At 60.5% G+C, this 8,224-nt stretch carries 8 protein-coding genes; 5 read left to right on the plus strand and 3 right to left on the minus strand.

Annotated elements, in window-relative coordinates:
• Window positions 1–4 precede the first annotated feature (4 nt).
• Window positions 5–1,261: a CdaR family transcriptional regulator gene (locus tag CAG02_RS29160; protein WP_085708556.1), complete on the minus strand. Its 1,257-nt coding sequence runs from the start codon at window positions 1,259–1,261 to the stop codon at window positions 5–7.
• Window positions 1,262–1,509: 248 nt separating this feature from the next.
• Here CAG02_RS29160 and CAG02_RS29165 point away from each other — a divergent pair, with 248 nt between their 5' ends.
• The 3 genes from CAG02_RS29165 to CAG02_RS29175 are packed head-to-tail and all read left to right on the plus strand — an operon-like array spanning window position 1,510 to window position 4,847.
• A complete protein-coding gene (locus CAG02_RS29165; RefSeq protein ID WP_085708555.1) occupies window positions 1,510–1,779 on the plus strand; it encodes a YtcA family lipoprotein in 270 nt (89 codons plus the stop codon).
• Window positions 1,780–1,788: 9 nt separating this feature from the next.
• Window positions 1,789–2,841, plus strand: a complete 1,053-nt coding sequence (mdtN, locus tag CAG02_RS29170; RefSeq protein WP_085708554.1) for a multidrug transporter subunit MdtN — start codon at window positions 1,789–1,791, stop codon at window positions 2,839–2,841.
• Window positions 2,838–4,847: an FUSC family protein gene (locus CAG02_RS29175; RefSeq protein ID WP_085708553.1), complete on the plus strand. Its 2,010-nt coding sequence runs from the start codon at window positions 2,838–2,840 to the stop codon at window positions 4,845–4,847. Before mdtN ends, CAG02_RS29175 begins: the two co-directional genes overlap by 4 nt.
• Here CAG02_RS29175 and CAG02_RS29180 read toward each other — a convergent pair.
• Both CAG02_RS29180 and CAG02_RS29185 read right to left on the minus strand, forming a co-directional pair.
• Complete coding sequence (locus CAG02_RS29180) at window positions 4,844–5,782, minus strand: AraC family transcriptional regulator (protein ID WP_085708552.1); 939 nt, start codon at window positions 5,780–5,782, stop codon at window positions 4,844–4,846. The two genes, CAG02_RS29175 and CAG02_RS29180, sit on opposite strands and share 4 nt — an antisense overlap.
• A gap of 21 nt (window positions 5,783–5,803) precedes the next feature.
• On the minus strand, window positions 5,804–6,637 hold the full coding sequence (locus CAG02_RS29185; protein ID WP_085708551.1) for an oxidoreductase: 834 nt from the start codon (window positions 6,635–6,637) through the stop codon (window positions 5,804–5,806).
• 189 nt (window positions 6,638–6,826) lie between these two features.
• Here CAG02_RS29185 and CAG02_RS29190 point away from each other — a divergent pair, with 189 nt between their 5' ends.
• On the plus strand, window positions 6,827–7,270 hold the full coding sequence (locus tag CAG02_RS29190; RefSeq protein ID WP_085708550.1) for a TspO/MBR family protein: 444 nt from the start codon (window positions 6,827–6,829) through the stop codon (window positions 7,268–7,270).
• 10 nt (window positions 7,271–7,280) lie between these two features.
• The coding region (locus tag CAG02_RS29195) for an alpha/beta hydrolase (RefSeq protein ID WP_085741060.1) at window positions 7,281–8,224 on the plus strand (944 nt) is incomplete at its 3' end.

Below are 8,224 nucleotides of genomic sequence, written 5' to 3' on the forward strand. Positions count from 1 at the left end.
ATTTTCAGCGTTCCTGTCCCTTGCTGATCGAATGCCGGCGAAGTTTCAGGGCCGTGTCGAGCCGGCTCACCCAGTTGATGTCATTCAGATCCGCGCCCAGCAGATTCTCGATGCGTCCGGTCCGGTAATTGAGGGTGTTGGGGTGGATGCCGAGGGTCTTGGCGGTCTGGGCGCGGTGACGGCCGCTCGAGAAAAACGCTTCCAGCGTCAGCAGCAGCTCGGGTTCATGGCTGAGTTGCTCGATGAGCGACATCAGGTACCTGAGGGTGTTGTCGTGGCTGCGCACGCTGTCTTCGATGAGCACGCTGGAGTAGCGTCTGACACGTGCTTCGGCCCCGTCGAAAGGGAACAGGTCGATGGCCTTGATCGCTTCTTCCGCCGTGCCGATCCAGCCGGCGATTCCCTGATTCAGCAGACCGATGCCGATACCCCGCAACGACGGCAGCAACCCCGGCAGTGACGCGGCGCTGTCGCTCATGCGCTGGTCGCATTGCGTGAGGGTTTCGCCTTTGATGCCCGGCAGCCAGATCACCAGTCTGTCGCGATACCAGACGCGGATCAGCTCCTTGACGGGAATCTTCAGGTGCCGGGCAACCTGCAGGGTCATACGGTCGAATTCGTCCTCGCGCTGCAACGGCTGGACCGGGCGCAAGGGCAGTTCCAATGCAAGTGCCACGCGGGGCGTGCTGGCGTCGAGGCCGAGTGCCGACAGGGTGTCTTCGAACCCTTCTGTATCCTGCGGCGAGTGCAGCAGGAAGTGATAAAGCCGCTGGTGCAGATGTTCCCGCCAGCGAACTTTCTGAATCTGTTCTTCCAGATAGGCCTGGACCACTTCTTCGGCAATGTCGTCGAAGAAGTCGAACATGTAGCCGGAGATTTGCAACAACAACTCTTTGCTCAACGCATCGTCGTCTCTGGCAAGTTCCAGATAGCCGCTCCAGATTTCACGCACTCCCAGACTGAAACCGCGCATCAACGATTGCAGGGGCACGCCCTGATGGACGCGCCGGCAACCGATCTCCTTCAGCGTACGGCGAGTGTCCTGCGACAGACCCTCGCCGGTCAGCAGCGTTTCGCACCACAGGCGCGCGGTGTAGCTCAGGGAGTTTTCCAGATCCTTGCGCGCTTCGGGCGTGAGGTCCTTGTAGCCTGCCATCCCGTTGAGCTGGCTGTTGATCTTCGCGGTGAGCAGGGAAGGGGTGTTCGCAAACTCGCGGGTGATCGTTGCAAGTCGAGCGCTGAGGGTGGGAATGGGCGTCATTGCGTTCACCTTTTTGCGCCTGGAAGTGTCGGTTTCACTCGCCGGCGAGTGTCTGTGCGCGCTCTATACTCTTACGTTCACCAGGCCAGTTCAACAACGCTTTCAGGCCGGTTTTGCGGTTGTTTACTGTCACAACGAAGTTATGTTTTTTTCCAATATCGGGGCCGTCTTCGGATCGGTAAGGTGCGCAGGTCAATTCCTTGCCCAGAGGTTCCGGTTTGCGTCAGTCGTCACTCGCGGAGGTAGACATGCCTTCATTCGATCCCGTCAGGCTGGCACTGATACCTGTCGTTCTCCTGCTCAGCGGATGCTCCACGTCCCCCTCGCTTGTACTATTCGGTGCGGCTTTTCCCGACTGGCTGTTCTGCATTGTCGGCGGCGTTCTGGCGACCACGGCGATCCACGTGATCCTGGGCAAATATTCGCTGCGCGAACGCATTTCTCCTCTGGCACTGAGTTACCCGGCACTGACCGGACTCCTGGCGATGCTGTTGTGGCTCGTCGTCTTCCACGGATGAATGCCCGCCATGAATAAACCCGACGCAAAACCGCATTCAAGCCGTGTGCCGGCGCTGCTGATCGTGCTGGCGGCGTTTCTGTTGCTGGGTTATGTGCTCTGGCAAACCGAAACCCGGCCGAGTACCGATGATGCCTACGTGTACGCCGACACCATCGATGTCGTTCCGGAAGTGAACGGCCGGATCGTCGAAATGCCGGTGCGCGACAATCAGTTGGTCAAGCAGGGCGATCTGTTGATCCGCATCGACGCGCGTCCGTATCAGGACGCACTGAATCAGGCCCGGGCGCGGCTGGTGACTCTCAATCATCAGATCGGTTTGACCCAACGCAGCGTGAACGCCCAGCAATACGAAGCCGCATCGGCGGTGGCATCGGTCGAGCGGGCGAGGGCGCAGGCCACGCAGTCCAACGACACCCTGCAGCGGCTGGAGAAGTTGCTCGCCAAGGGCTACGTGTCCGTGGAGGCCGTGGACCAGGCGCGGACGGCGCAACGTTCGACGGCCGCTGAACTCAATGCCTCTCGATTGCAGGCGCAACGGGCCGGGGCTGCCGTCAGTGGTGTGGACGCGCTGGTAGCGCAACGGGCCGAGGTTGAGGCGCAGATTTCTCTGGCCGAACTGAGCCTGGAGTTCACCGAAGTGCGCGCGCCTTTCGACGGGCGCATCGCCTCCTTGCGCACCACCGTCGGCCAGTTCGCTTCGGCCTACAAACCGATCTTCACCCTGATCGATACGCGCCACTGGTACGTGGTGGCGAACTTTCGCGAGACCGATCTGAAAGGCATCAAGGCCGGCACGTCCGCCACCCTTTATCTGTTGGGTGACACCGGCAAGCGCTTTCAGGGGCGGGTAGACTCGCTCAGTTTCGGCGTGCTGCCGGATGACGGCGGGACCGTCATCGAAGGCCTGCCGCGCGTCCAGCGCACCATCAACTGGGTCCGGGTTTCGCAACGTTTTCCGGTGAAGATCTCCGTGCAGGATCCCGACCCGGAACTGTTCCGTATCGGCGCCTCGGCCGTCGCGGTACTGCGCCCTGACGAACCGGCCAAGACCGGTCAATGAAACACTCGGTGGAAGACTGGAACCGGGGCGGTCTGGAGCGCCTGTACCGGTTTCTGGTCGATGAACTTCAGCCCTATCCTGGTCGTATGAACCTGTTGCTGCGCACGCTGCTCGGCAGTGCGCTGGTGATCATCATCTCGATGACCCTGCAGGTGCCGTTGCTGGCGCTTTCGCTGATCGTGGTCTTCTACGTGACGCAGACCAACGTGGTGCTGACTCGCATGGTCGGGATGCTGTTTCTGGTCGGCGCGACACTGGCCATCGGCTTGACCATCCTGCTTCTGAAATTCACCTACGGATACCCGCTCCTGAGAATTCTCGGCGCGAGCGTGCTGTTTTTCTGCAGTGCGTATCTGATTCGTGTGACCCGGATCGGTGTGGTGTTTTTCGTGGTCGGCATTGTGGTGATCTATGCCCAGACCTTCGTCGACCTGACCGATCAGGCCGAGGCGGTTTTGCGTCTGGTGCTGTGGGTGTGGGTGGCAGTCAGTTACGCCATCGGCCTGACGCTGTTGGTCAACACGTTGCTGTTGCCGGCGGAGCCCGTCAGGCAATTGCAGAATCATCTGCGCTCACAGTTGTTGATCGTTGCCCGGTGTCTGAGCGGCGAGCAGAGCGGGGTAGAGTTGGGCGCTGCTGCGATTCAGCGTAGCGTGTTGGCCTCGCAACAACTGTTGCGATTCGCCTGCATGCGCGACGCTGATTATCGCAGTCAGCAGGCCGCGCATCTGGCACGCATCAGTAGTATTTCCCGGCTGTTGACGCTGGCGGCTCAACTGCCGCCGCCCACAGCGAATGCCCGGGCCACCGAATTATTGCGTCAGGCCGTGCTCGATCTGGAGGCTTCTCTGGAAACGGGCCAGGTGCCTGAGGGATTGTCTGCTCTTGATCAGATCGATACGACCGGTCTGCCCGGCGTGTACGAGGAAATGCGTCTGGAGTTGTTGTCTTTTCTCAATGTGCAGGCGCCTGACAGCATCCCGGAAACCAAGGCGAAGGGGCCGCCGATGTGGGTGCCGGATGCGTTCGAAAACCCGGTGTACACGCAGTTTGCCGTCAAGACGCTGCTGGCCGCGTCGCTGTGTTACCTGTTCTACATGGGCACGGACTGGCAAGGCATTCACACCATCATGCTGACCTGCCTGATCGTCGCTCAACCCAGCCTCGGCGCGACCGGGATGCGTGCGACATTGCGCGTCGGTGGTGCTCTGGTAGGCAGCGCTTTGGCATTGGCGATGGTGATTCTGGTGGTTCCGCACATCGATGGAATCGTCGGCCTGCTGTTCATGTCGTTGCCGGTGATTGCGCTGGGTTCCTGGATCGCCGCCGGCTCCGAGCGCATCAGCTACGCCGGTGTGCAGATCGTGTTCACCTTTGCGTTGGCGCTACTGGAGCAATTCGAGCCCAGCACCAACCTGACGGAGATTCGTGATCGCATCATCGGTGTGCTGTTGGGTGTCGGGATTTCCCTGTTGATTCACGCCTTTCTGTGGCCCGAGGCAGAGGGTGAAACGCTGCGTCAGCGATTGGCGACGCTGGTTGGCCGGCTCGCGGATTCGCTGAAAACCAGACGAACAGCCGACGATGCGCCCCGTGATCTGCGGGTGTGGAGCGAGTTGGCCGATTGCCAGGCGATGGTGGCCCGCGTGGCGCTGGAGCCCGGTTGGCAAGTCGCCGAGAGTCATCAGGAAGTGTTGGTTTTTCGCATGCAGGAATTGCTGGTGCGACTCAGAACCATCGCCATGGCAATCGATGCGCTTCAAGTGGAGCTGTCTCACGGTCAGTCCCAAGGCGAGGTCTGGCTGGCATCACTTGAGCTGTGCAACGAAACAGCCGCCGTGCTGGGTGACTATGCGCAACAACTGAAAGGTCAGCAGGGCTTTGCGGTTGCGAGCGGGGAACTGGGACGCTTGCGGGAATACGCCAGCGCAAGGCTGGCGGACGATGTACTAAAAGCGCGTTTTCTTCAGTTGCTGGCGAGCGTGGAAAACCTGCCCGCCAGTTAATGCGACGAAACATACTCCGAAGGCGTAGTCGGCGCAGGCAAGGCGTACGTCGCCTTCATCCATTCGATCTCCGCCTGCGGCGTTCTGCCAAAGAAGCGTTTGAACTCGCGACTGAATTGCGAGGCGCTTTCATAACCCACGTTGAACGCCGCTGCCGAAGCGGTCATGGCGTTGCGCAGCATCAGCAGTCGCGCCTGATGCAGACGTGTCGACTTCAGATACTGCATGGGTGAGGTGTCCGTCACGCCGCGAAAGTGCAGGTGAAAGTTCGGCACGCTCATACTGGCTTCGTGGGCGAGTTGCTCGACGTCGAGGCGCTCCTGATAACAACTGTGGATCTTGCGGATCGCCCGGGTCACTTTGCCGAAATGCCCCTGTCGATTGAGCGCGGCACGCATCGATCCGCCTTGTTCGCCCGTCAGAATGCGGTAGTAGATTTCCCGCAGCAGCGATGGGCCCAGTATCTGCGCGTCCCCGGGAATGCTCATCGCTTCAAGAAAACGCAACGTCGAAGTGCGGAGCTTGTCGTCCATCGGTGAGGCGTACATGCCCTTGGGTTGCGCATCGCTCGGGCCGTGCAGGTCATCCACTTGCTGCATCAACTCGCTGGCCAACTGGAAGTCGAGGTGCATGTAGATCGCGAGCATCGGCTCGGCCTCCGACGCATCGGTTTCCATGGTGAAGGGGATGGGCACGGACACCACCAGATAATGCTGGGCGTCGTAAACGTAGACGTCGTCGCCCAGATAACCGCGTTTCTGCCCCTGACAAAGAATCACGATACCCGGATCGTACAGCACCGGCGTGCGGGTCAGCGGCCGGTTCGAGCGCAGGAAACGCACGCCTTCAAGCGCACTGAGGTTGTAACCCTCAACCGGTGCGAGGGTTTCCATGAGCTGCACCATGCGCGAGGTGCCTGCGTCGGCCTGCTTCATTGCGTTCTCTCTATTGGCCACTCAATGGTCGGTGGAGCGAGTCAACGCTTCCCACTGATCGATCTCGCTGGCGGCGTGTTCGAGCTTTTCACGCACCAGTCGCAGCGCGTCACTGCCCAGGAGCAGGTGCGCCGGTGGTGTCGGGCTGGCGATGATCTGCAACATCGCCCGGGCCGCTTTTTGCGGGTCGCCGAGTTGCTTGCCGCTCTTTTCTTCGCGCGCCTTGCGCACCGGATCGAAACTGGCGTCGTAGTCGGCAATGCTGCGCGGCGTGCGCTGCATCGAGCGACCGGCCCAGTCGGTACGAAATGAACCCGGCGCGACGGCAGTCACGAAGATATTGAAGGGCGCCAGCTCCTTGCTCAGCGTATCGGAGATGCCTTCGAGCGCAAACTTGCTGCCGCAGTAGTACGCGATACCCGGCATCGTGATCGTGCCGCCCATCGAGGTGATATTGATGATGTGGCCCGCACGTCGCTGGCGAAAGAACGGCAGAAACGCATTGATCACGGCAACCGCGCCGAACACGTTCACGTCGAACTGGCGGCGCATGTCTTCCAGCGGCGACTCTTCGAAGATGCCTTCGTGACCGTAACCGGCGTTGTTGATCAACACATCGACCGGGCCATGAGTCGCTTCAACTTCAGCAATGACGCCGTCGATCCGGTCGAAGTCCGTGACATCCAGCATCACCCCGTAGGCGTTATCCACGGAGAGCGACTGAAAGGCGTGCAAGTCGGCTTCCTTGCGCACGGTCCCGATGACGCGGTGGCCGGCCGCGAGTGCTTCCCTGGCCAGCGCATGGCCGAAGCCGCTGCTGACGCCGGTAATGAAAAGGGTTTTGGTGGTGTTCATGACGGGCTCCGGTGATTGGGGTTTCAGCTCATGGTATCCATCGAAGAAACGCCCACCTATGTCGGTTTGTCTTTGAGCATTGCCTATTCCTATCAGCGAGGCGAGATAACGGCCGATGAACTTTTTGCATGGCTCCGGGCATCCAAGCAGGAACAGACCTAACGCGCTGATATCAGCCAAGGACAGACGATGACCTTTCTAATTTTCCTGTTGGCCTGCGGTGCGGCAGCGAGCACCGGGATGATTTTCCAGCCGGGCCCTTGGTACCAATCGCTGGTCAAACCGCGCTTCACACCGCCCAACTGGGTGTTTCCCGTTGCCTGGACAACGATTTACCTTCTGCTCGCGTGGGTCGGTTATCGTCTGACTCTGACGCCCGGCAGCGAAACCGTACTCGCCTTGTGGGCAGCGCAAATTGCATTGAACACTTTGTGGACACCGGTATTCTTCGGCGCCCATCGCATCTTCGCCGGTATGCTGATCATCACGCTGCTGTGGCTGGTGGTCGCCGCGATGGTGGTGTTGGCCTTGCGCCTGGACGTGATTACCGGATTGATCCTGTTCCCTTACCTGGCATGGCTGTGCGTCGCGGCGGCGTTGAATTTCTCCATTCTGCGCAACAACCGCGAATAAAAAGGACGAAATGAAAACATCAATGGACTGGCCCGCCGACGAAAACGAACTGGCGCAATTACGCGCCTTCAACAAGAAACTCGCCCGGCTGCCGCGCTTTCGCATCCGCAATCGCATCACGCCGCGAGTGATTCAGTTGCTGCTGCGCCTCAGCCAATTGGGCGGCGCGAAAAAGTTGCTCAAGCACGGGCTCGAGGCTGAACGCAAAGTGGTGGGTGTCGACGGCAATTCCGTCCCAGTGCGGATCATCCGACCCAAGACAAAACCCAAAGGCGTGGTGCTGGATTTTCATGGCGGCGGCTGGGTCATCGGCAACGCACAGATGAACGACCACCTCAACATCGGCATGGTGAAAGCCTGCGACGTGGCCGTGGTCTCGGTCGATTATCGGCTTGTGGTCTCGACCCCGATCGAAGGCGTCATGCAGGACTGCCTCACGGCGGCTCGCTGGCTGCTGAGCGATGAATGCCACGAGTTTGCGAACCTCCCCGTCATCGTCGTGGGCGAATCCGCCGGCGGCCACCTCGCCGTCGCGACCCTGCTGCAACTCAAACAATGGCCGGACATGCTCGAACGGGTGAGCGGGGCGCTGCTGTACTACGGCGTCTACGACCTGACCGGAACCCCCAGCGTACGCAACGCCGGGCCCGATACCTTGCTGCTGGATGGTCCGGGGATGGTTGAAGCGCTGCAAATGCTCACGCCGGGATTGAGCGACGAAGAACGCCGGCAACCGCCGTTGTCTCCGTTGTACGGCGACTTCACCGGGTTTCCGCCGGCGTTGATGTTTGCGGCGGAGCTGGATCCGCTCAGGGATGACACGCTTGAACTGGCGGAGCGTTGGGGTAGGGCGGCGGACGTGGAGGTGCATCTGTTGCCGGAGACGGCGCATGGGGTGATTCATTTTCCGCTGGGGTTGGCGGGGAGGGTGGTTGGGTATGGTCGGGCTTGGGT

This window comes from Pseudomonas sp. R43(2017), assembly GCF_002112345.1.
GTDB classification, from domain to species: Bacteria; Pseudomonadota; Gammaproteobacteria; order Pseudomonadales; family Pseudomonadaceae; genus Aquipseudomonas; species Aquipseudomonas kribbensis.

Bases quoted from the DNA above. Each gene is read 5' to 3' on its own strand.
- CAG02_RS29160 (WP_085708556.1), bottom strand. From the start codon at position 1,261: ATGACGCCCATTCCCACCCTCAGCGCTCGACTTGCAACGATCACCCGC.
- CAG02_RS29165 (WP_085708555.1), top strand. From the start codon at position 1,510: ATGCCTTCATTCGATCCCGTCAGGCTGGCACTGATACCTGTCGTTCTC.
- mdtN (WP_085708554.1), top strand. From the start codon at position 1,789: ATGAATAAACCCGACGCAAAACCGCATTCAAGCCGTGTGCCGGCGCTG.
- CAG02_RS29175 (WP_085708553.1), top strand. From the start codon at position 2,838: ATGAAACACTCGGTGGAAGACTGGAACCGGGGCGGTCTGGAGCGCCTG.
- CAG02_RS29180 (WP_085708552.1), bottom strand. From the start codon at position 5,782: ATGAAGCAGGCCGACGCAGGCACCTCGCGCATGGTGCAGCTCATGGAA.
- CAG02_RS29185 (WP_085708551.1), bottom strand. From the start codon at position 6,637: ATGAACACCACCAAAACCCTTTTCATTACCGGCGTCAGCAGCGGCTTC.
- CAG02_RS29190 (WP_085708550.1), top strand. From the start codon at position 6,827: ATGACCTTTCTAATTTTCCTGTTGGCCTGCGGTGCGGCAGCGAGCACC.